Annotated in this window: 17 protein-coding genes; 12 read left to right on the plus strand and 5 right to left on the minus strand. The window is 72.2% G+C overall.

Annotation, left to right across the window (positions count from 1 at the left end):
• Nucleotides 1-164: 164 nt before the first annotated feature.
• Together ACIQGZ_RS09570 and ACIQGZ_RS09575 are read right to left on the minus strand one after the other, a co-directional pair.
• Entirely contained in the window at nucleotides 165-1,277 is a 1,113-nt protein-coding gene (locus tag ACIQGZ_RS09570) for a PAC2 family protein (RefSeq protein ID WP_402600472.1), read from the minus strand.
• Between the two features lie 216 nt (nucleotides 1,278-1,493).
• A complete protein-coding gene (locus ACIQGZ_RS09575) occupies nucleotides 1,494-2,561 on the minus strand; it encodes a hypothetical protein (RefSeq protein WP_402600474.1) in 1,068 nt (355 codons plus the stop codon).
• A gap of 214 nt (nucleotides 2,562-2,775) precedes the next feature.
• Between ACIQGZ_RS09575 and metH the strand changes: the two genes are divergently transcribed.
• The 3 genes from metH (at nucleotide 2,776) to ACIQGZ_RS09590 (ending at nucleotide 9,322) form a co-directional block, all read left to right on the plus strand.
• Complete coding sequence (metH, locus tag ACIQGZ_RS09580; protein WP_402600476.1) at nucleotides 2,776-6,279, plus strand: methionine synthase; 3,504 nt, start codon at nucleotides 2,776-2,778, stop codon at nucleotides 6,277-6,279.
• A gap of 251 nt (nucleotides 6,280-6,530) precedes the next feature.
• Nucleotides 6,531-7,235, plus strand: coding sequence for an HAD family hydrolase (locus ACIQGZ_RS09585; RefSeq protein WP_402600477.1), 705 nt, complete (start codon nucleotides 6,531-6,533; stop codon nucleotides 7,233-7,235).
• A 473-nt stretch (nucleotides 7,236-7,708) separates the two neighbouring features.
• Entirely contained in the window at nucleotides 7,709-9,322 is a 1,614-nt protein-coding gene (locus tag ACIQGZ_RS09590) for an ABC transporter substrate-binding protein (protein ID WP_402600478.1), read from the plus strand.
• 115 nt (nucleotides 9,323-9,437) lie between these two features.
• Here ACIQGZ_RS09590 and ACIQGZ_RS09595 read toward each other — a convergent pair whose 3' ends face one another.
• A complete protein-coding gene (locus tag ACIQGZ_RS09595) occupies nucleotides 9,438-10,109 on the minus strand; it encodes a response regulator (protein WP_402600480.1) in 672 nt (223 codons plus the stop codon).
• Nucleotides 10,106-11,032 (minus strand): RecB family exonuclease, encoded by a 927-nt coding sequence (locus ACIQGZ_RS09600; RefSeq protein ID WP_402600481.1) that lies wholly within the window; start codon nucleotides 11,030-11,032, stop codon nucleotides 10,106-10,108. Before ACIQGZ_RS09600 ends, ACIQGZ_RS09595 begins: the two co-directional genes overlap by 4 nt.
• 276 nt (nucleotides 11,033-11,308) lie before the next feature.
• On the opposite strand from ACIQGZ_RS09600, the gene ACIQGZ_RS09605 reads away from it, so the two are divergent.
• From ACIQGZ_RS09605 to ACIQGZ_RS09615, 3 genes are all read left to right on the plus strand, one after another.
• On the plus strand, nucleotides 11,309-12,547 hold the full coding sequence (locus tag ACIQGZ_RS09605) for a site-2 protease family protein (RefSeq protein ID WP_402600483.1): 1,239 nt from the start codon (nucleotides 11,309-11,311) through the stop codon (nucleotides 12,545-12,547).
• A 64-nt stretch (nucleotides 12,548-12,611) separates the two neighbouring features.
• The gene (locus ACIQGZ_RS09610) at nucleotides 12,612-13,505 is read left to right on the plus strand and encodes a tRNA (adenine-N1)-methyltransferase (protein ID WP_402600484.1); all 894 of its coding nucleotides are present in this window, start codon (nucleotides 12,612-12,614) and stop codon (nucleotides 13,503-13,505) included.
• A 260-nt stretch (nucleotides 13,506-13,765) separates the two neighbouring features.
• On the plus strand, nucleotides 13,766-14,395 hold the full coding sequence (locus ACIQGZ_RS09615) for a hypothetical protein (protein WP_402600485.1): 630 nt from the start codon (nucleotides 13,766-13,768) through the stop codon (nucleotides 14,393-14,395).
• An 11-nt stretch (nucleotides 14,396-14,406) separates the two neighbouring features.
• Here ACIQGZ_RS09615 and ACIQGZ_RS09620 read toward each other — a convergent pair whose 3' ends face one another.
• Nucleotides 14,407-14,694, minus strand: a complete 288-nt coding sequence (locus ACIQGZ_RS09620; protein WP_402600487.1) for a ferredoxin — start codon at nucleotides 14,692-14,694, stop codon at nucleotides 14,407-14,409.
• 282 nt (nucleotides 14,695-14,976) lie between these two features.
• Here ACIQGZ_RS09620 and arc point away from each other — a divergent pair, with 282 nt between their 5' ends.
• The 6 genes from arc to ACIQGZ_RS09650 all read left to right on the plus strand — a co-directional run bounded on the left by arc (nucleotide 14,977) and on the right by ACIQGZ_RS09650 (nucleotide 21,257).
• A complete protein-coding gene (gene arc / locus ACIQGZ_RS09625; protein WP_402600488.1) occupies nucleotides 14,977-16,743 on the plus strand; it encodes a proteasome ATPase in 1,767 nt (588 codons plus the stop codon).
• Nucleotides 16,744-16,921: 178 nt separating this feature from the next.
• Nucleotides 16,922-18,433 (plus strand): depupylase/deamidase Dop, encoded by a 1,512-nt coding sequence (gene dop, locus ACIQGZ_RS09630; protein WP_402600490.1) that lies wholly within the window; start codon nucleotides 16,922-16,924, stop codon nucleotides 18,431-18,433.
• 163 nt (nucleotides 18,434-18,596) lie between these two features.
• Complete coding sequence (locus ACIQGZ_RS09635; protein ID WP_402600492.1) at nucleotides 18,597-18,812, plus strand: ubiquitin-like protein Pup; 216 nt, start codon at nucleotides 18,597-18,599, stop codon at nucleotides 18,810-18,812.
• Nucleotides 18,813-19,000: 188 nt separating this feature from the next.
• Nucleotides 19,001-19,846: a proteasome subunit beta gene (gene prcB / locus ACIQGZ_RS09640; RefSeq protein ID WP_402600493.1), complete on the plus strand. Its 846-nt coding sequence runs from the start codon at nucleotides 19,001-19,003 to the stop codon at nucleotides 19,844-19,846.
• 82 nt (nucleotides 19,847-19,928) lie between these two features.
• Nucleotides 19,929-20,732: a proteasome subunit alpha gene (gene prcA, locus ACIQGZ_RS09645; RefSeq protein WP_402600495.1), complete on the plus strand. Its 804-nt coding sequence runs from the start codon at nucleotides 19,929-19,931 to the stop codon at nucleotides 20,730-20,732.
• Between the two features lie 120 nt (nucleotides 20,733-20,852).
• Complete coding sequence (locus ACIQGZ_RS09650) at nucleotides 20,853-21,257, plus strand: ChaB family protein (RefSeq protein WP_402600496.1); 405 nt, start codon at nucleotides 20,853-20,855, stop codon at nucleotides 21,255-21,257.
• Nucleotides 21,258-21,293: the final 36 nt, after the last annotated feature.

Consider the following 21,293-nt stretch of genomic DNA (forward strand, 5'->3'; position numbering starts at 1 on the left):
GGGTGGTCGTCGGCCGGGGGGCGCCCCCCGGCGGGACAGGGGACCTCCCCCCCCCCCCCCCCCGCCCCCCCCCGGGGGGGGGGCCCCCGCGGGGGGGGGGGGGGGGGGCGGGGCCCCGCCCCCCGCCGCTTCCTCAACGCTCCGGATCGCTCCGGCCGCGCGGGCTACCGCCCGTCGCCCCGCTCACCCCGGTCGCCCCGGTCCGGCCGGGGACCCCGGTCGGCACCGTCGCCGCCGTCCTCCGGGCCGCCCGCGTCCTGCTGGTCGCCGCCGTCGCCCCGCTCGGGGCCGGGCAGCTCAGGAGTGGGCCGCTCAGGGCCGGCCCGCTCGGGCCCCGGCCGGTCGAACGGCGGCCGGTCCGTCGCCTTCGGCTCCTCCCGCCGGTAGGACGCCGCCCGGCCCTGCTCATGGCCCTCACCGGGCTCCGCCGGGCCCACATTGTCCCGCCGCCGCAGATAGCGCTCGAACTCGCGGGCGATGGCGTCACCGGACGCCTCCGGCAGCTCCGCCGTGTCCCGCGCCTCCTCCAGTTGCTGGACGTACTCGGCGACCTCGCTGTCCTCGGCGGCCAGCTGGTCCACCCCGATCTGCCAGGCACGCGCGTCCTCACCCAGCTCACCGAGCGGGATGCGCACGTCCAGCAGGTCCTCGATCCGGTTGAGCAGCGCCAGGGTGGCCTTGGGGTTCGGCGGCTGCGCCACATAGTGCGGCACCGCCGCCCAGAAGGTCACCGCCGGCAGCCCGGCGTGCGCGCACGCCTCCTGGAGCACGCCCACGATCCCGGTCGGGCCCTCGTAGCGGCTCTCCTCCAGGTCCAGGGTGCGGGCCAGGTCGGGGTCCGAGGTCACCCCGCTCACCGGCACCGGGCGGGTGTGCGGGGTGTCCCCGAGCAGCGCCCCCAGGATCACCACCATCTCCACGCCCAGCTCGTGCGCGAACCCCAGCAGCTCATTGCAGAAGGTCCGCCAGCGCATGCTGGGCTCGATGCCGCGCACCAGCACCAGATCCCTGGTCCGGGGCTCGGTCACCCGCACCACCGAGAGCCGGGTGGTCGGCCAGGTGATCCGGCGCACCGCACCGTCCATCCACACCGTCGGGCGGTTGACCTGGAAGTCGTAGTAGTCCTCCGCGTCCAGGGCGGCGAACACCTTGCCGCCCCATACCTGGTCCAGATGCCCCACCGCCGCGGAAGCCGCGTCCCCGGCGTCGTTCCAGCCCTCGAACGCGGCCACCATGACCGGGTCGATCAGCTCGGGCACGTCCGCGAGCTCGATCACCCAGCGCCTCCCTCCGGCCGCTCCGGCGACCGGTCCCGGCCCCTCGCGGGGCGGCGGGCGGTCGGGCCCGGACGGCTGCCGACTTCGAAACTTCCGTGGAACGGCTCGTTCCACGGACCGTACTTGCCCAGCCTACGGGCAAAGATGCGGCAGCCTCCCGTATCTTGCCTGGTCTGGCCTTGTCCGGCCCGCCCTCCCCGATCCGGCCACCGGCCGTCAGGAGCCGCCCGCGCCGACCCAGCCCGTACGGTAGGCCGCCCAGTCACCGGGCGTGGCGGCGAAGTCCACGTACAGCGCCACCCCGAAGCGCTGCCGCCCGGGATCGGTCCGGCCGAGCCCCAGACGCACGCCGCGCACCGCAGCCGCCACCGTCTCCGCGCTCGCGCGGTGGTTGACCCCGTTGTCGTGGTAGGCGGGCAGCCCCACCAGCAGATCGACCCGCTCGGGCGTCGCCTCCAGCGCCAGCGCCGTCTGCTGCGCCACATAGCCGCCGTAGAGCGACGGGAGCGGCATCCCGGTGTCGTACGACATCACCGCCACCTGGTCCACCCGGCGGGCGACCTGCCCGAAGTACGCCTGCGACCACCACCGGGGGTGGCCCGCCAGCCCGCCCACCGTGTGCAGGGCGGGCAGCGGGTCGATCTTCGGCGTCGACACCGAGAGCAGCGCTCCCCGGGCGGCGGTCACCGCGCGGGTGCGGTCCAGTACGTCCAGGAACCCCGGGTCGCCGCTGTGCAGCGGTTCCAGGTCCAGGTGCACCCCGGCGAAGCCCGCGTCCAGCACCTGCCCGGCGGAGGCGGCGATGGCCGCCCTGACCTCGGGCCGGTCCAGGTGCAGCCCCTCCGGCTTCTCCGGTGCCACCAGATCGCCCAGCCAGGCGTGCGCCCGTACGTCGGGCGCCGCCCGGTGCAGCTGCTCGACCAGCCGGGCCGCCTGCGGGTGCAGGTCGGCGTGCAGGGTGCCGTCGTGCTCCAGCGGCCCGGCGTGGACGTACAGATCCCGGATGCCGGTGCTGCGCAGCGAGGCGGCCAGCGCGGCCACGTCGGCCTCCCCCTTGCGGCCGTCCACCCAGGCGTGGCCGAGCCAGAGCGCGTCCCGGCCACGGCTGCGGGCGTCGGCCCGGGGCTCCCCGGCGTACGCCAGCCGCAGGGCCAGCGCCGCCGTCGCCACCGGGGTGAGCAGCGCGGCCAGCACCAGCAGCAGGGCCACCCCGGCGCGCCGCAGCCGGGGCAGCCGGCGCCACCAGCGCCACCCCCGGCGCGGCAGTGTCGCCAGCGTGGACAAGCCTCGTACGCCCGTTCGTACCATCCCGCCCGCACCGCGCATCCGACCGGTCTCCCCTCCCGTGCCCCCGCCCGGGGCGGGCAGCGGCCCCGGCGGGCGCCCAGGATACGGAACGGGCCCGGCCGCCGGCGCCGCCGCCGGATAGGCTGGCGGGGTGCGGGCCGGCTTCTCGGGGCCCGCATAGCCGACAGCCGTCGCGTCCAGGGAGCATCACATGGCCACAGCCGTCCCGTCCGCAGCCCAGCAGAGCAGGGCCGACGCCCTGCGTCAGGCCCTGGCCACCCGGGTGGTGGTGGCCGACGGGGCGATGGGCACCATGCTCCAGGCGCAGGACCCCTCCCTGGACGACTTCGGCGGCCACGAGGGCTGCAACGAGATCCTCTGCGTCTCGCGGCCGGACATCGTCCGCTCCGTGCACGAGGAGTACTTCGCGGTTGGCGTGGACTGCGTGGAGACCAACACCTTCGGCGCCAACCTCTCCGCGCTGGGCGAGTACGACATCGCGGAGCGGATCTTCGAGCTGTCCGAGGCGGGCGCCCGGGTGGCCCGCGAGGTCGCGGACCGGTTCACCACCCCGGACCGGCCGCGCTGGGTGCTGGGCTCGATGGGCCCCGGCACCAAGCTGCCGACGCTCGGCCACCTCCCGTACGCGGCGGTGCGCGACGGCTTCCAGCAGAACGCGGCCGGCCTGATCGCCGGCGGCGCGGACGGCCTGCTGGTGGAGACCAGCCAGGACCTGCTACAGACCAAGGCGGCGGTGCTGGGCGCCAAGCGGGCGCTGGCCGAGGCCGGGATCGACCTGCCGCTCTTCGTCCAGGTCACCGTGGAGACCACCGGCACCATGCTGCTGGGCTCGGAGATCGGCGCGGCGCTGACCGCGCTGGAGCCGCTGGGCATCGACTTCATCGGACTGAACTGCGCGACCGGCCCCGAGCAGTACAGCGAGCACCTGCGCCACCTGGCCAAGAACGCCCGGGTGGGCCTGACCTGCATGCCCAACGCGGGCCTGCCGGTGCTGACCAGGGACGGCGCGCACTACCCGCTGAGCCCCGAGGAGCTGGCGGACGCCCATGACGTCTTCACCCGCGAGTACGGCCTCGCGCTGGTCGGCGGCTGCTGCGGCACCACCCCCGAGCACCTGCGGCAGGTGGTGGAGCGGGTACGCGGCCGCGAGCTGACCGCCCGCGACCCGCACCCGGAGCCGGCCGCCGCCTCGCTGTACCAGGCGGTGCCGTTCCGGCAGGACACCTCGTACCTGGCGATCGGTGAGCGGACCAACGCCAACGGCTCCAAGAAGTTCCGCGAGGCCATGCTGGCGGGGGACTGGCAGGCGTGCGTGGAGATCGCCCGGGAGCAGATCCGGGACGGCTCCCACCTGCTGGACCTCTGCGTGGACTACGTCGGCCGCGACGGCGTGGCCGACATGCGGGAGATCGCCGGACGGCTGGCCACCGCCTCCACGCTGCCGATCGTGCTGGACTCCACCGAGACCGATGTGCTGCGGGCCGGGCTGGAGATGCTGGGCGGCCGCGCGGTGCTCAACTCGGTCAACTACGAGGACGGCGACGGGCCCGACTCCCGGTTCGCCAAGGTGGCCCGGCTGGCCCGTGAGCACGGCGCGGCCGTGGTGGCGCTGACCATCGACGAGGAGGGCCAGGCCCGGACCGCCGAGACCAAGGTCGCGGTGGCCGAGCGGCTGATCACCGAGCTCACCGAGGGGTACGGGCTGCGCGAGGGCGACATCATCGTCGACTGCCTGACCTTCACCATCGCCACCGGCCAGGAGGAGTCCCGGCGGGACGCGCTGGAGACCATCGCCGCGATCCGCGAGCTCAAGCGCCGCCACCCGGACGTGCAGACCACGCTGGGCCTGTCCAATGTCTCCTTCGGCCTCAACCCGGCCGCCCGGATGGTGCTCAACTCGGTCTTCCTGCACGAGTGCGTGGAGGCAGGGCTGGATTCGGCCATCGTGCACGCCTCCAAGATCCTGCCGATGGCCCGCATCCCCGAGGAGCAGCGCGAGGTCGCGCTCGACCTGGTCCACGACCGCCGCCGCGAGGGCTACGACCCGCTGCAGCGCTTCCTCCAGCTGTTCGAGGGCGTGGACGCCAAGTCGGTCAAGGCGGGCAAGGCCGAGGAGCTGGCCGCGCTGCCGCTGAACGAGCGGCTCCAGGCCCGGATCGTGGACGGCGAGCGCAACGGCCTCGAAGCCGACCTGGACGAGGCGCTGGCCGCCCGGCCGGCCCTGGAGATCGTCAACGAGGTGCTGCTGGAGGGCATGAAGACGGTCGGTGAGCTGTTCGGCTCCGGCCAGATGCAGCTGCCGTTCGTGCTCCAGTCGGCGGAGGTGATGAAGACCGCCGTCGCCTACCTGGAGCCGCACATGGAGAAGTCCGACAACCAGGGCAAGGGCACCATCGTGCTGGCCACGGTCAAGGGCGACGTCCACGACATCGGCAAGAACCTGGTCGACATCATCCTGTCCAACAATGGCTACACCGTGGTCAACCTGGGCATCAAGCAGCCGGTCTCGGCCATCCTGGACGCCGCCGCCGAGCATGACGCCGACGTGATCGGGATGTCCGGGCTGCTGGTGAAGTCCACCGTGATCATGAAGGAGAACCTCCAGGAGCTCAACCAGCGCAAGATGGCCGCCCGCTGGCCGGTCATCCTCGGCGGCGCCGCGCTGACCCGCGCCTATGTCGAGCAGGACCTGCACGAGATCTACGAGGGCGAGGTCCGCTACGCCCGCGACGCCTTCGAGGGCCTGCGGCTGATGGACGCGTTGATCGCGGTCAAGCGCGGGGTGCCCGGCGCCAAGCTGCCCGAGCTCAAGCAGCGCCGGGTGGCGGCCCGGCCGCTGCCCGAGGAGCCGGAGGAGAACCTCGGCTCGGTCCGCTCGGACGTGGCCGTCGACAACCCGGTCCCCACCCCGCCGTTCTGGGGCGACCGGATCAGCAAGGGCATCCCGCTTGCCGACTACGCCTCCTGGCTGGACGAGGGCGCCCTCTTCAAGGGCCAGTGGGGGCTGAAGGCCGCCCGCACCGGCGACGGGCCCTCGTACGAGGAGCTGGTGGAGACCGACGGCCGCCCCCGGCTGCGGATGTGGCTGGACCGGCTCCAGACCGAGGGGCTGCTGGAGGCCGCCGTGATCCACGGCTACTACCCGGCCGTCTCCAAGGGCGACGACCTGATCGTGCTGCACGAGGACGGCACCGAGCGCACCCGCTTCAGCTTCCCCCGCCAGCGCCGGGGCCGTCGGCTCTGCCTGGCCGACTTCTTCCGCCCCGAGGAGTCGGGGGAGCGGGACGTGGTGGGTTTCCAGGTGGTCACCATGGGCAACCGCATCTCGGAGGCGGCCAATGAGCTGTTCGCGGCCGGCTCCTACCGCGACTACATGGAGCTGCACGGCCTCTCCGTGCAGCTGGCCGAGGCGCTCGCGGAGTACTGGCACGCCCGGGTCCGTGCCGAGCTGGGCTTCGGCGGGGAGGACCCGGCGCAGGTCGAGGACATGTTCGCGCTGAAGTACCGGGGCGCCCGCTTCTCGCTGGGCTACGGCGCCTGTCCGGACCTGGAGGACCGCGCCAAGATCGCGGACCTGCTCCGGCCGGAGCGGATCGGGGTCGAGCTCTCCGAGGAGTTCCAGCTGCACCCCGAGCAGTCCACCGACGCGATCGTCATCCACCACCCGGAGGCCAAGTACTTCAATGCGCGGTGACCGGTATTCCCCTGCGCGGTGACCGCGACCCGGGGTAGCGTCGACCCGACGTGATGTCCACCGTGCGTAACCCCTTCGCCACGCCCCGGCAGCCGCCGCGCCGCCGGGGCGTGCGTATTCTGGAGGGCCCTGCGTAAGGGCCGGCCGCCCCGGGGGAACCCCTCCGGAGCGGCCGGCCCGTCAGCGGCGGCGGCCCCACATCCCGGGGGCGCCGCCGGCCCGCCCACAGCCGACGGAAGAGGCGCCCGCCCGTGACCACCACCTCCGCCACCGCCGCAGCCACCGCCGAGTCCGGCAGCTCCGGCCTCCAGGCCGTCCTGCTCGACATGGACGGCACGCTGGTGGACACCGAGGACTTCTGGTGGCAGGCCGAGAGTTCGCTGCTCGCCGGGTACGGCCACCGGCTGGACGAGTCCGACCGGGCACGGGTGGTCGGCGGCCCGATGACCCGGGTGGTGGACTACCTGATCGACTCCACCGGGGTGCCGCTCACCGCCGCCGAGCTCTCCCTGATGATCAGCCAGCGGTTCACCGAGCTGCTGGCCGACGGCGTGCCGCTGATGCCCGGCGCCGAGCGGCTGCTCACCGAGCTGGCCGCGCACGGCGTGCCCACCGCCCTGGTCTCCGCCTCGCACCGGCACGACATCGACCTGGTGCTGCGTACGCTCGGCGCCGACCGCTTCGCCTTCACGGTGGCGGGCGACGAGGTCGCCCGGACCAAGCCGCACCCCGACCCGTACCTGATCGCCGCCGCCCGGCTCGGCGCCGAGCCGTCACGCTGCGTGGTGATCGAGGACTCGCCCACCGGCATCCTGGCCGCCGAGGCGGCCGGCTGCCAGGTGATCGCGGTGCCGTCCGTGGCGCACATCGAGGCGGTCCCCGGCCGCACCGTGCTGGAGTCGCTGGAGCAGGTCGACCTGGCGCTGCTGCGCGCCCTGGTGCCGCCCCGGGTGTGACGCTCGTTACCCCCGCCGCGCCGGCGGCGGTGCCACGGCGTGACGCCCGACGCAGAAATCGGGCAATCATTCCCAAGTCGGAGCGACTGGTTCCGTTTCTCGATGATCTTGCCGCACCCGGGTACTGCGCGGGCCCGTAGGCGTGCGATCGTTGTGACGCTACACCCCATCGAACTCCCGAGCGGTCCCCGTATGCCCCCTCCTCCCGGCCTGCGGACGACCGCCGTCCAGGTCTCCACGGCAGTCCGTCGGCAAACCGCCCCGGTCCGCCGCGAAGGCCACACTTCCTGCCCCGGCGCACACCGCCGGGGCGGACCGGAGGCGCCGGTACCGACAGGGCGGCGTCGCGGACCTGACGGGTCCCGCGGCGCCGTCCCGTGCGTGCCGCTCCTCCGAGCCCGCCTCCACACCCTCGGGGGCGGGTGCGGCAACAAGCGGCGCCCTCACCGCCGGTCTGGAGAATGAAGGAAGAGATGTCTGCAGTCAAACGACTGGCGGTGCTCGGCTGCGCCGGCCTGGTCGCCTCTACGGCCGCGGCCTGCGGCTCCTCCGGGGACGGCGGTTCCGCAAGCGCCGCGAACGCCTCGGTCACTCTGGGTACCACTGCTGTCACCACCGTGTACGACCCGGCGGGCGCGTACGACCTCGGCTCCTGGCTGGTGCTGTACAACACGCACCAGACCCTGCTGAACTTCCCCGCCGGGGCCACCACCCCGCAGCCCGACGCTGCGAAGTCCTGCACCTTCACCGGCGCGGACGCCAAGACCTACAAGTGCACCCTGAACAGCGGTCTGACGTTCTCCAACGGGGACTCGCTCACCGCCGAGGACGTCGTCTTCTCCTTCACCAGGATGAAGCACATCCACGACCCCTCCGGCCCCGCCGACGCGCTCTTCGACACCCTGAAGTCGGTCGAGTCGCAGGGCGACAACCAGGTGATCTTCCACCTCACCGAGCCCGACGCGGTCTTCCCGTCCAAGCTCGCCAGCGCCGCCGGCGCCATCGTCGACCACAAGGTGTACCCGGCCGACAAGCTGCTGGCCAACGACAAGATGGTCGGCTCCGGGCCGTACAAGCTCGACGGCATCGACACCATGAAGACCGCCGACGGCACCGCCCCCGGCGTCGTACGGCTGTCCGCCAACTCCGACTACCGGGGTTCCGCCCAGCTGAACAACAACAAGTTCACCCTGCGGTACTACCAGGCGCCCGCCGACCTGAAGTCGGCGCTGGACAGCGGCGAGGTGGACCTGGCGGACAACAGCCTGGACCCCAAGGACGCCAACAAGTACAAGCAGGACGCCCTGGCCGGCAGCGGCGCCTTCAAGGTGGTCACCGGCGACAGCGCCGAGACCCGCTACATGGCGTTCAACACCAAGGACCCGGTGGTCGGCCAGAAGGCCGTCCGGCAGGCCATCGCGCAGCTGCTGGACCGCAAGGCGCTCGCCCGCGACGGCTACGACCGCACGGTGCAGGCGCTGTACTCGGTCGTCCCGCAGGGCATCATCGGCAGCAACACGGCCTTCTTCGACGAGTACGGCGACCCGAGCGTGGCCGCCGCCCGCGACATCCTGGAGAAGGCGCACATCCAGACCCCGGTGTCCTTCTCGCTCACCTGGTCCCGCGCCCGGATCGACGGGGCGGAGGGCGAGCAGCTCAAGAAGCAACTGGAGAGCGGCGGCCTCTTCAAGGTCCAGGTGAAGCGCCAGTCCGACTGGACGTCCTTCCAGAAGGGCTGGCAGTCCGGCGCCTACCAGGCGTACACCATCGGCTGGTCCCCGGACTACCCGGACCCGGACAACTTCATCGTGCCGCTGGTGGTCAAGGGCGGCTCCTACTACACCGGTTGGGACGACTCGCGGATCAGCGGCCAGCTGGTCCCGCAGACCCGCAAGACCGCCGACCGCAGCGCCGCGATGGAGAAGCTCGGCAAGATCCAGGACATCGTCGCCGACGACGCGCCGCTGATCCCGCTCTGGCAGAGCAAGGCGTTCTTCGTCTCCAAGGGCGACATCACCGGCGTGGAGTCGACCGTGGACGCCACCGGCGTCATCCGCTTCTGGGAGATCGGCCGCATCGGCCACTGACCGCCCGCGTACGGCATGCCACCCGCGTACGGCATGCCACCCGCGCGTACGGCACGAGGCCGGCCGGAGCACCCGCTCCGGTCGGCCTCGGCGCATCCCGGGCCCGGCGTGGGCGTCAGAGCGCCCCGGGCCGGACCAGGCCGCTCTCGTACGCCCAGACCGCGGCCTGCACCCGGTCCCGCAGGCCCAGCTTGGTCAGCACATGCCCGACATGCGTCTTGACCGTGGTCTCGCTGACGAACAGCTCGGCGGCGATCTCCGCGTTGGACAGCCCGCGCGCCACCAGCTTCAGCACCTCCACCTCGCGCTCGGTGAGCGTGCTCAGCGTGGCCGGCGGCGCCTCGTCGCCGGACGGCAGCCGGGTGGCGTACATGTCCAGCAGCCGCCGGGTCACGCTGGGGGCCAGCATCGCCGCGCCGTCTGCCACCACCCGGATCGCCTGCACCAGCTCCTCGGCCGGGACGTCCTTGAGCAGAAAGCCGCTGGCCCCGGCGCGCAGCGCCTCCACCACGTACTCGTCCAGGTCGAAGGTGGTGAGCACCAGCACCTTCGCCGGGCCGTCGCGGCCCGGCCCGGCGATCCGGCGGGTGGCCTCCACGCCGTCCATCCGGGGCATCCGGATGTCCATCAGCACCACGTCCGGCTGGAGCACCCGCACCTGGTCCAGCGCCTGCTGGCCGTCGCCGGCCTCACCGACCACGGCCAGGTCGGGCTCGGCCTCCAGGATCATCCGGAAACCGGTACGCAGCAGCGGCTGGTCATCGACCAGCAGCACTCGGATCGTCACCACGACTCCTCAGTCGGCCTCGGTGCGGGCAGCACCGCGAGGGGGTAGGGCGGGGGAGTCCCGCCGAAGCTCGGGCACAGCGCCCGGTGGTCGCACCAGTCACACAGCCTGCTGGGGCTCGGCCGCCACTCGCCGCTGGCCACCGCCCGCTGGATGGCCTCCCACAGCGCCAGCAGCTTGCGCTCCACGGCACGCAGATCCCCCGGATCGGGGTCGTACGCCACCACGTCGCCGCTGCCCAGGTAGACCAGCTGGAGGCGCTTGGGGACCACGCCCCGCAGCCGCCACAGCATCAGCGCGTAGAACTTCATCTGGAACATGGCCTTGCCCTCGAAGTCCCGCGAGGGCGCCTTGCCGGTCTTGTAGTCGACCAGCCGCAGCTCACCGGTGGGCGCCACATCGACCCGGTCGATGTAGCCGCGCAGCAGCAGACCCGACTCCAGGGCCGTCTCCACGTACAGCTCGCGCTCTGCGGGCTCCAGCCGGGTCGGGTCCTCCAACTGGAAGTACCGTTCGAGCAGCCGCTCGGCGTCGCCCAGCCAGCCGGCCAGCCGGGAGCCGTCCGCGTCGTCCGGGAACAGCTCGGCCAGCTCCGGCCGCTCCCCGAGCAGCCGCTCCCACTGCGGCCGCAGCAGCTCCTTGGCCCGCAGCGGGGTCCGCTCGGCCGCCGGGCTGTCGAACAGCCGCTCAAGCACCGCGTGCACCACCGTGCCCCGGGTCGCGGCGGGGCTCGGTGGCTCGGGCAGCCGGTCGATCACCCGGAACCGGTACAGCAGCGGGCAGGTCATGAAGTCGCCCGCCCGGGACGGCGAGAGCCCGCTCGGCGGGGCGGCGGGCCGCTCCCGGCCGGCGGCCGGCGCGGCCACCACGGGCGGCGGGGTACCGGCCCCGGCAGGGGCGGCACCGGTGTCGGTCTGGCGCATGCCCCGACCCTATGCCCCGCCGCCGACATCCCGCTGTCATGCTGCCGACAGCCCCTGCCCCGGGGCCTGACCGGCCGCGCTCCGGGTATCAGTAAGGAAGCGGCCGACGAAGGACGCGGCCGACGTCCGCCCGAGCCCGGGACCGGACGCCCGCGATCGTGTGGCGACCCGGCCATCACGTAGCGTGGGCCCCAGGTGGCCGTACCTCGGCCGTCCGCCGGGCGTGACCGTGGCGGGCGCGTGGCCGGCCGCACCGACAGACCAACCGAAGGGGCCATGGTGAGTGAGACCAGGGGGCAGTCGACGTCGGAGGGGCCCCACCCCGACGAGCCCCCGCGCGGCCCGGGGCAGGGACCCCGGCCTCCGGAGCGGCCCGACCCGGCACCGCGCGGCGGCATCCTGATGGGCCGCCCGTTCGGCGTGCCCGTCTATGTCACCCCCACCTGGTTCGTCATCGCCGCCCTGATCACCTGGGTGTTCGGCAGCCAGCTGGAGCCGGTGCTGCCCCGCCTCGGCGCCCTGCGCTATCTGGTGGCGCTCTTCTTCGCCGTCGCCTTCTACGGCTCGGTGCTCGTCCACGAACTGGCGCACACCCTGGTCGCCCTGCACTACCGGCTGCCGGTGCGCCGCATCCAGTTGCAGTTCTTCGGCGGCGTCTCCGAGATCGAGAAGGAGGCGGAGACCCCCGGCCGGGAGTTCTGGCTCGCCTTCGTCGGGCCGCTGCTCTCCCTGGTGCTGGGCGGCGTCTTCTTCCTGGCCCTGCGGCTGGTGACGCCCGGTACGGTACCCGGCGTGCTGCTGGCCGCGCTGATGGCCAGCAATGTCATCGTGGCCGCCTTCAACCTGCTGCCCGGCCTGCCGCTGGACGGCGGCCGGATGCTGCGCGCCGCCGTCTGGCGGCTCACCGGACGGCCGCTGACCGGCACCGTCGCCGCCGCCTGGGCGGGCCGCTGCCTGGCCATCGCGGTGCTGATCGCGCTGCCGCTGCTCACCGCCCGGCGGTCCGGACCCGGCTCCGGGGCCGCCACCCTGACCGACGCGGTGCTGGCCGCCGTACTGGCCGCGATCATCTGGAACGGCGCCGGGCAGAGCCTGCGCACCGCCCGGCTGAAGGAGGCCCTGCCGCAGCTGAACGTCCGCGCCCTGACCCGGCGCGCCGTCCCGGTCAGCGCCGACACCCCGCTCTCCGAGGCGCTGCGCCGGGCCCGCGAGGCGCAGGCCGGCGGGATCGTGGTGGTCGACGGCCACGGCGACCCTTACGCGGTGGTCCGGGAGGCCGCGGTGCTCGGCGTCCCCGAGCACCGGCGCCCGTGGACCGCCACCGGCGCGCTGGCCCACGACCTGGCGCCGGGCATGCGGCTGCCGGTCGACAGCGGCGGCGAGGCGCTGCTTGAGTCGCTGCGCCGCGCCCCGGCCAGCGAGTATCTGGTGGTCGACGCGGACGGCGGGCTGTACGGGGTGCTCTCGCTCGCCGATGTGGAGCGGGCCTTCGCCACCGCCATGGCCGGCCGCTGAGCAATCGCACTGATGATCGTCCGGATGGTCGGGAGGCCTCCGAGCTGGCACTAGACTTGCCCGTATGTCCGAACCGACCGGTGCCGCCCGCCGTCGCGGGCCCTTCCAGGTCGGGGACCAGGTCCAGCTCACCGACCCCAAGGGACGCCACTACACGTTCACGCTCGAAGCCGGGAAGAATTTCCACACCCACAAGGGTTCCTTCCCCCATGACGAGCTGATCGGTGCCCCCGAGGGCACAGTCGTGCGTACCACGGGGAACGTCGCCTACCTCGCGCTGCGGCCCCTGCTCCCCGACTACGTCCTGTCCATGCCGCGCGGTGCCGCGGTGGTCTACCCCAAGGACGCGGGGCAGATCATCTCGATGGCCGACATCTTCCCCGGCGCCCGGGTCGTGGAGGCGGGCGTCGGTTCCGGCGCGCTCTCCACCTATCTGCTGCGCGCGGTCGGCGACCACGGCATGCTCTCCTCGTACGAGCGCCGCGCCGACTTCGCGGACATCGCCCGCCAGAACGTCGAGCGCTACTTCGGCGGCCCGCACCCGGCGTGGAAGCTCACCGTCGGAGACCTCCAGGACAACCTGGTCGAGGGCGACGTCGACCGGGTGATCCTCGACATGCTGGCGCCCTGGGAGTGCCTGGACGCGGTCTCCAAGGCGCTGGTGCCCGGCGGCCTGGTCTGCTGCTACGTGGCCACCACCACCCAGCTGTCGCGGACGGTCGAGGCGCTGCGCGAGCACAAGACGTTCACCGAGCCGCAGGCGTGGGAGACCATGGTCCGCACCTGGCACCTGGAGGGCCTGGCCGTCCGGCCGGACCACCGGATGATCGGGCACACCGGCTTCCTGCTCACCGCGCGCCGGCTGGCCGACGGCGTCGAGCCGCCGCTGCGCCGCCGCCGCCCCTCCAAGGGCTCCTACGGCGAGGACTACGAGGCGTCCGGCGGCAGCGCCGGCTGACCCGCGCTTCCACGTCCCGGTGGGGCGGTACGGCACCCGGCTGCGGCCGGTCCGTACCGCCCCACCGGCCGTTCCCGGCCCGCGCCGCTCCGGTCGGCCCCGGCGGCGGGCGGCGGCCTGCGGGTATGGCAAGATCTGCTCCACATCACAGGCCCGTCGCGCCGATGCCCGGCGTGCTGATGCCCGGTGTACGGATGCCCGGTGTACGGATGCCCGGCGTACTGACGGATGGGCACCGCGCCGGTGGAGGGGAGCACCAGGTGGACGCAGCAGCCGGGGCGGCCGAGGAGCCGCACGCCGACGCGCGGCAGCGCGGGAGCGGGCCCGCGCACGCCCACTCCGGCCCGGTGCACTGGGTGGCCACCGCGGCCGCGATCGGCGCGGTGATCGCCGCGGCGGTGGTCGTGGCGCCCGCGCAGGGCGCCCCGCTGGCCCGCCGCCCGGCCGGCGGCCCGGAGACGTCGCCCGCGCCCGCCGCCCCGGTGGCGGTGGCCCCGGACCCGGCCAAGGCCGCCCTGCCGCTGGACTGTGGTTCATTTCCGGTCAAGGTGGCGCACAGCTTCGCCCGCGACCTGGACGGCGACGGCCGCCCGGAGACGGTGGCCGCCGCCCACTGCGACGGCACCAACGGCACCCCGTCGGACGGCGTCTACGTCCTGTCCGCCGGGCCGGACGGCCAGAGCGCCCCGACGGTCGCCGCGACCCTGGTCCGCCCGGCGGAGAACTTCTCCGTCCTGTCCCTGGAACCGGGCGACGACGGCACCGTCACCGCCGATGTGAGCGGCTACTCCACCGGTGATGTGCCGCGCTGCTGCCCCGACGTCAGTCTGATCCTCAGCTGGGCCCGCAACGGCGACCACTGGGTGCGCGCCCAGATCGCGGCGCCCTGACGCCCGCGTCGCTACTCGGCGTCCGGCCCGTACACCTCGACGCGGTCCTGCACCCGGCGGACGTGGATGCAGTCGCCGGGGCACTCCTTGGCGGAGTCGACCACGTCCTGAAGGAGTGTCAGCGGCACCGGCGCGGTCTGGCCCGGCTGCTGGAGCAACTCGTCGTCCGCGCCCTTCACATAGGCCAGGCCGTCGATGTCCAGTTCGAAGACCTCCGGCGCGTATTGCGCGCAGATGCCGTCCCCCGTGCAGAGATCCTGGTCGATCCACACTTCGAGGGGCTCATCGGTCACGGACATCTCGCCTGCCGTTTCTGTCCTGAGTCGTCCCCCGCTGGGGGCATTCCCGCCATTCGTACAACGATCGGACCGGTTGCGGCGGCATCGATCGCGCATTGACCTGATCGACGATACATCCGGCCGCTTTCCGCAGGTGTCGGCTGGGTATCTCCCTGGCGAGGGGAAGCGCGCAAGGGTGAAGATCGGACACGCCCCTTCCGTCTTTCTGATCTAGGGGTTTACACGACCCCCGGCACAGGTAGGGTCTGGAAGCGTCCAGCTCCCCCGGAGGAGGTGAGGACCGTGGCAGCCCACGAAGACGACTACAACCGCAGCACCGGCAGGCCGGCTCGGGGTTCCGAGGAGGCCGCGCAGGTCTCGTTCCTTGAGCAGGAGATCGCCGTCCTGCGCCGCAAGCTCGCCGACTCGCCGCGCAGCTCCAGGATCCTGGAGGAGCGCGTTGTCGAGCTCCAGACCAACCTGGCCGGTGTGACGGCCCAGAACGAACGCCTCGCCGCCACCCTCCGAGAGGCCCGCGACCAGATCGTGGCCCTCAAGGAGGAGGTGGATCGGCTTGCCCAGCCCCCCGCCGGATTCGGCACCTTCCTCGCAGCCGTCGAGGACGGCACGGCGGACATCTTCACCGGCGGCCGCAAGCTGCGGGTGAACGTCAGCCCCGGAATCGACCTGGAGGACCTCCGGCGCGGCCAGGAGGTCCTGCTCAACGAAGCACTCAACGTCGTGGACGCGCTGGAGTTCGAGTCCCTCGGCGAGATCGTCAGCCTCAAGGAGGTCCTTGAGGACGGCGAGCGCGCCCTGGTGGTCGGACACACCGACGAGGAGCGGGTGGTCCGGCTCGCCGAGCCGCTGCGCGACCTCACGCTCAGGGCGGGCGACGCCCTGCTGCTGGAGCCGCGTTCCGGATACGTCTATGAAGTGATCCCCAAGTCCGAGGTCGAGGAACTGGTCCTGGAGGAGGTCCCCGACATCGACTACCGGCAGATCGGCGGCCTCACCAACCAGATCGAGCAGATCCGCGACGCCGTCGAACTGCCCTACCTGCACGCCGAGCTGTTCCAGGAGTACGAGCTGCGGCCGCCCAAGGGCGTGCTGCTCTACGGCCCGCCCGGCTGCGGCAAGACGCTCATCGCCAAGGCGGTGGCCAACTCGCTGGCCAAGAAGGTCGCCGAGGTCACCGGCCGTCCGCAGGGCAAGAGCTACTTCCTGAACATCAAGGGTCCGGAGCTGCTCAACAAGTACGTGGGCGAGACCGAGCGGCAGATCCGCCTGGTCTTCCAGCGTGCCCGTGAGAAGGCCAGCGAGGGCACCCCGGTCATCGTCTTCTTCGACGAGATGGAGTCGCTCTTCCGCACCCGTGGCTCGGGTGTCAGCTCGGACGTGGAGAACACCATCGTCCCGCAGCTGCTCGCCGAGATCGACGGTGTGGAGGGCCTGGAGAACGTCATCGTCATCGGCGCCTCCAACCGCGAGGACATGATCGACCCGGCGATCCTGCGGCCGGGCCGGCTCGATGTCAAGATCAAGATCGAGCGTCCGGACGCCGAGGCGGCCAAGGACATCTTCTCCAAGTATCTCAAGGCGACCCTGCCGCTGCACCCCGACGATCTCAAGGAGCATGGCTCCTCGACCGGCGCCACCGTCGAGGCCATGATCCAGTCGGTGGTGGAGCGGATGTACTCCGAGACCGAGGAGAACCGCTTCCTGGAGGTCACCTATGCCAACGGTGACAAGGAGGTCCTGTACTTCAAGGACTTCAACTCCGGAGCGATGATCCAGAACATCGTGGACCGGGCGAAGAAGATGGCCATCAAGGACTTCCTCGACCACGGCCAGAAGGGTCTGCGCGTCTCCCACCTGCTCGCCGCCTGCGTGGACGAGTTCAAGGAGAACGAGGACCTGCCCAACACCACCAACCCGGACGACTGGGCCCGCATCTCCGGCAAGAAGGGCGAGCGGATCGTCTTCATTCGCACGCTCGTCACCGGCAAGCAGGGCGCCGAGTCCGGCCGATCCATCGACACCGTGGCCAACACGGGTCAGTACCTGTAGCACCGGTCGCCCGGACGGGCTGCCGCACGACCGTCATCGCCGTCCGGCTGCGGGGCTCGCGAGCCCCGCAGCCGGACGGCGTGCGCGGCGGACGACCCGCCCGATGTCCGCCGGGGGTTCTAGGCTCAAGGGCAGCGCCGTACCCGGTCGGGGCGCGGCGCCGGGCAAGGAGGGCCGCATGTCTGTACGGCGCGTGATGGGGATCGAGACGGAGTACGGCATCTCGGTGCCGGGCCACCCCAACGCCAATGCCATGCTCACCTCGTCCCAGATCGTCAACGCCTACGCGGCGGCGATGCAGCGGGCGAGGCGGGCCCGGTGGGACTTCGAGGAGGAGAATCCGCTCCGGGACGCCCGGGGCTTCGACCTCGCCCGCGACAGTGCGGACTCCAGCCAGCTGACCGACGAGGACATCGGGCTGGCGAACATCATCCTGACCAACGGCGCCCGGTTCTACGTGGACCACGCCCATCCGGAGTACAGCGCGCCGGAGACCACCAATCCGCGCGAGGCGGTGCTCTGGGACAAGGCCGGTGAGCGGGTCATGGCGGCCGCCGCCGCCCGCGCCGCCGAGCTGCCGGGCAGCCACCCGATCCACCTGTACAAGAACAACACCGACAACAAGGGCGCCTCCTACGGCTGCCATGAGAACTACCTGATGAAGCGGGCGACGCCGTTCGCCGACATCGTCCGCCATCTGACCCCGTTCTTCGTCTCCCGACAGGTGGTCTGCGGCGCCGGCCGGGTCGGCATCGGCCAGGACGGCTCGGCGCACGGCTTCCAGATCAGCCAGCGCGCCGACTACTTCGAGGTCGAGGTCGGGCTGGAGACCACCCTCAAGCGGCCGATCATCAACACCCGCGACGAGCCGCACGCCGACGCCGACCGCTACCGCCGGCTGCATGTGATCATCGGCGACGCCAATCTGTCGGAGATCTCCACCTACCTCAAGCTGGGCACCACCGCGCTGGTGCTCTCCATGATCGAGGACGGCTTCATCGCGGTGGACCTGGCGGTGGACCAGCCGGTCCGCACCCTGCACCAGGTCTCCCATGACCCGACGCTCAAGCGTTTGGTCACCCTCCGTAATGGCCGTACCCTCACCGCGGTCCAGCTCCAGATGGAGTACTGCGAGCTGGCCCACAAGTACGTCGAGGACCGGTACGGCGCCGACGCCGACCCGCAGACCCGGGATGTGCTGGACCGCTGGGAGAGTGTGCTGGGCCGGCTGGAGCGCGACCCGATGAGCCTCAGCCGCGAGCTGGACTGGGTCGCCAAGAAGGAGATCCTGGAGGGCTACCGCCAGCGCGACGGCCTGGGCTGGGACAGTCCCCGGCTGCACCTGGTCGACCTGCAGTACTCCGACGTCCGGCCGGAGAAGGGCCTGTACAACCGCCTGGTGGCCCGTGGCCGCTTCGAGCGGCTGGTGGACGAGGAGGCGGTCACCAGGGCGGCCGTCAAGCCGCCGGAGGACACCAGGGCGTACTTCCGCGGCCGCTGCCTGGAGCAGTACGCGGAGCATGTCGCGGCCGCCTCCTGGGACTCGGTGATCTTCGATCTGCCCGGCCGGGACTCGCTCCAGCGGGTGCCCACCCTGGAGCCGCTGCGCGGCACCCGCAAGCACGTCAAGGCGCTGCTGGACCGCTGCCGCACCGCCGAGGACCTGGTCCGGGTGCTCTCCGGCGGCTGAGCGCCGGGTCCGGAGCGTCTCCTTGCGGTCACGAAGAGTGAAGGCGCCTCAGGGTGGGAATGATCGAGGTGAGCGCCCGACGTTGAGGAGGGTGCAGGCGCTTGTCACAGCCCGTATGTAGGGTCTGTCCAGTATCGCAATCCAAGCGAGCGGGGTGAGGGAAATGGCGACCAACGAGACCGGCGGCCAGCAGCGGGCCAACCGCTCCTCCGAGGAGGTCGAGGAGCAGGCGCCCGAGGCGCAGGGCTCCGAGGAACTCAAGGAGCGGCAGGAGAAGCTCTCCGACGACGTCGACGCCGTTCTGGACGAAATCGACGAGGTGCTCGAGTCGAATGCCGAGGACTTCGTGCGAGGCTTTGTCCAGAAGGGCGGCGAGTAACACCCATATGTCCGATACGGGGGTCGGACCACCTCGCGGAGCATTCACCGGCCTCATTCCGGTGAATGCTCCGCGGATTACCACCCGCATTCATCTCGGCCGAGCCGATCGCGTGGATCGTGACCATGAAACGGGTAGGGTCCGTGCCAACTGCTGCGGCGGGCCGCCGCCTCTTCGGAAGGGATCGTGTGGAAGCCAACACTCACGGCACCGGGCGTCTACCGGCTGCCTTCCTGACCCCCGGGTCCTCGTCGTTCATCGACTTCCTGGCCGCCCACTCGCCGGAGCTGCTGCCCGGCCGCCGGCCGCCGGTCGGGCCCCCGGCCACGATCGAGGCGCCGCACGGCACCACCATCGTCGCGGCGTCCTTCGCGGGCGGCGTGGTGCTGGCCGGTGACCGCCGCGCCACCATGGGCAATGTGATCGCGCAGCGCGACATCGAGAAGGTCTTCCCGGCCGATGAGTACTCCGCCGTCGGCATCGCGGGCACCGCGGGCCTGGCGGTGGAGATGGTGCGGCTGTTCCAGCTGGAGCTGGAGCACTACGAGAAGATCGAGGGCGCCCAGCTCTCGCTGGAGGGCAAGGCCAACCGCCTCTCCACCATGATCCGGGGCAACCTCGGCATGGCGATGCAGGGCCTGGCCGTGGTCCCGCTCTTCGCCGGCTACGACCTGGACCTCGGCCGGGGCCGGATCTTCACCTATGACGTCACCGGCGGCCGCTCCGAGGAGCGCGGCTTCGCCGCCACCGGCTCCGGGTCGGTCTTCGCCCGTGGCTCGCTGAAGAAGCTCTACCGCGAGGGCCTCGCCCCGGAGCAGGCCGCCACGCTGGTCGTCCAGGCCCTGTACGACGCGGCGGACGACGACTCCGCCACCGGCGGCCCGGACCTCGCCCGGCGGATCTTCCCCATCGTGGCCCTGGTCACCGAGGACGGCTTCCGCAGGCTGCCCGAGGAGGAGGTCTCCGAGATCGCCCGATCCGTCACCGCCAGGCGCCTGGAGCAGCCCGACGGCCCGCAGGCCCCGCTGCTCTAGCCGCTGCGGCCCTCCGCCGCATCCCCGCCCATTCCCCGGGCCCCACAGCCCGGACCCACCTGACAGAAGGGGACGACAGCCGGTGTCGACGCCGTTCTACGTCTCACCCCAGCAGGCCATGGCGGACCGCGCCGAGTACGCCCGCAAGGGCATCGCGCGGGGCCGCAGCGTGGTCGTGCTCACCTACACCGACGGCATCGTCTTCGTGGCGGAGAACACCTCCCGGGCGCTGCACAAGGTCAGCGAGATCTACGACCGCATCGCCTTCGCGGCGGTCGGCCGCTACAACGAGTTCGAGAATCTGCGCCTCGGGGGCGTCCGCTACGCCGACCTGCGGGGCTACTCCTACGACCGGGCCGATGTCACGGCCCGGGGCCTGGCGAACGTCTACGCCCAGACGCTGGGCACCATCTTCTCCTCGGTCGGCGAGAAGCCGTACGAGGTGGAGCTGATCGTGGCCGAGGTCGGCAAGACGCCCGACGACGACCAGATCTACCGGCTGACGCCGGACGGCTCGGTGGTGGACGAGCACAACAGCGTGGTGGTCGGCGGCAACGCCGACTCCATCGGCAACTACCTGGGCCAGCGCCACCGCCCCGGCCTCACCCTGGCCGAGGCGGTCAAGGTGGCGGTGGACTCGCTGGCCCGCGACCCCAACGGCGGCACCCCCCGCACCATCACCCATGAGCAGCTGGAGGTCGCGGTGCTGGACCGCGGCCGCCCCCAGAAGCGGAAGTTCAAGCGGGTGCTCGGCGCCGAGCTCAGCCGGCTGCTGGCCGACGGGGACGCCCCCGTCGCCCCGGAGCCGGACGAGCCCGACACGCCCGAGGACGGCGGGGCGCCCGGCGGCGACGAGTCCGCCGGACCGGACGAGCCGCTGCTCTGACCGCTGCGCCGGAGGGGCGCGCCACCGAGGTGGCGCGCCCCTCCGGCATGCTCGTTTCCGGTCCGCGACCCCGGGCAGGCGCCCCGGCGAGAGAGATCGCGATCACGGAGGTGAGCCGCAATGCCCGGCCGCGAGGACATGCCTTCCACCCTGCGCCGCTCCGGCAGGAAGGCCCAGGACACCTGGGTGAAGACGCACGACAGCGCGGTGCGGGAGTACGGCGAGGGAGCGCGCGCCCACCGCACGGCCTTCGGCGCGCTCAAGCACACCCACGAGAAGGTGGGCGACCACTGGGAGCCCAAGGAGAAGGGCCGCAAGGGCCCCTCCGACCCGCAGTCGGCCCGCCCCCGCAACACCGGTGGCCGCAGCTCCCACGGCGTCGACGAGAGCGCCAGCAAGGAGCACCTGTACCAGGTCGCGCAGCGGCTGCACATCGCCGGCCGCTCGTCGATGAAGAAGGCGGAACTCGTCCGGGCGATCGACAAGGCCAACCGGTCCAGTACCAGGCACTCCCGGGAGACGTGATCGAATCGCCGTCCCCGAAACGGTTTCAGAAGGCGT

The organism is Streptomyces sp. NPDC092296 (assembly GCF_044755465.1).
Classification (GTDB): Bacteria; Actinomycetota; Actinomycetes; order Streptomycetales; family Streptomycetaceae; genus Peterkaempfera.

Coding starts and splice junctions, on each gene's coding strand:
- ACIQGZ_RS09650 (WP_402600496.1), top strand. CDS start 20,853: ATGCCCGGCCGCGAGGACATGCCTTCCACCCTGCGCCGCTCCGGCAGG.
- ACIQGZ_RS09635 (WP_402600492.1), top strand. CDS start 18,597: ATGGCGACCAACGAGACCGGCGGCCAGCAGCGGGCCAACCGCTCCTCC.
- ACIQGZ_RS09620 (WP_402600487.1), bottom strand. CDS start 14,694: ATGTCCGTGACCGATGAGCCCCTCGAAGTGTGGATCGACCAGGATCTC.
- dop (WP_402600490.1), top strand. CDS start 16,922: ATGTCTGTACGGCGCGTGATGGGGATCGAGACGGAGTACGGCATCTCG.
- ACIQGZ_RS09605 (WP_402600483.1), top strand. CDS start 11,309: ATGGTGAGTGAGACCAGGGGGCAGTCGACGTCGGAGGGGCCCCACCCC.
- metH (WP_402600476.1), top strand. CDS start 2,776: ATGGCCACAGCCGTCCCGTCCGCAGCCCAGCAGAGCAGGGCCGACGCC.
- ACIQGZ_RS09590 (WP_402600478.1), top strand. CDS start 7,709: ATGTCTGCAGTCAAACGACTGGCGGTGCTCGGCTGCGCCGGCCTGGTC.
- ACIQGZ_RS09610 (WP_402600484.1), top strand. CDS start 12,612: ATGTCCGAACCGACCGGTGCCGCCCGCCGTCGCGGGCCCTTCCAGGTC.
- ACIQGZ_RS09600 (WP_402600481.1), bottom strand. CDS start 11,032: ATGCGCCAGACCGACACCGGTGCCGCCCCTGCCGGGGCCGGTACCCCG.